This is a genomic window from Psychrobacter sp. 1U2, from assembly GCF_051847575.1.
The window spans coordinates 1-606 of sequence record NZ_JBPYDC010001413.1; the positions used below are offsets into that span (position 1 = coordinate 1).

The 606-nt window shown below is 44.7% G+C and carries 1 pseudogene; it reads right to left on the bottom strand.

The features are described from left to right. A pseudogene (locus tag ACS8FD_RS22385) lies at positions 1-606 on the bottom strand (polynucleotide adenylyltransferase PcnB); the annotation flags it as partial.

Below are 606 nucleotides of genomic sequence, written 5' to 3' on the forward strand. Positions count from 1 at the left end.
AGCTGGTTTTCTCGCTTTCGCAGGCGTAGTTGCTTTATTAGTACTTGCCTTGTTTTCTGACTTGTTTCCTGCCGTAGCTTCGGCATGCTCTACCGTTTTCTCAACTTTAGTATTAGCTTTTCCATTAGACTGAGTTGCTGGCTTAGGCGCTTTTTTGGCGTACTTGGTAGCAGTTTTTGATGCAGGCTCATTACTAGCACTACTAGCAACACTGGGCGTACGGCGTCGACGCTTATGCGGTATTGGCTCGTTATTCATACTGACGAGCGCAGGTGTTCTTGCTATCGTTTGGGTGGTCTTTTCTTTTGTAGTAGATGACGATGGTTTGACTTCTTTTTGCATCGGTTGATGCGCTTCTTTATTGACCGATACATTTTTGGTGACGGTCTTTTTTTGCTCAGGCTGTTGATGATGCTTAGCCTTATCGCCATTTGACTTAGGCTTATCACTACCTGATAGCTGCTTTTGTAATGGCGGTACGACGCTTTGGTGTTCGATGACAAACAACGGCGCAGGTTGAGTGCTTTGCTGTTTATCCAAGGTTTGCTTATTACTATTAGCCAGAGACAGTTTTTGTAACTGAGCAAGCTCATCAGTGGCTTGCTT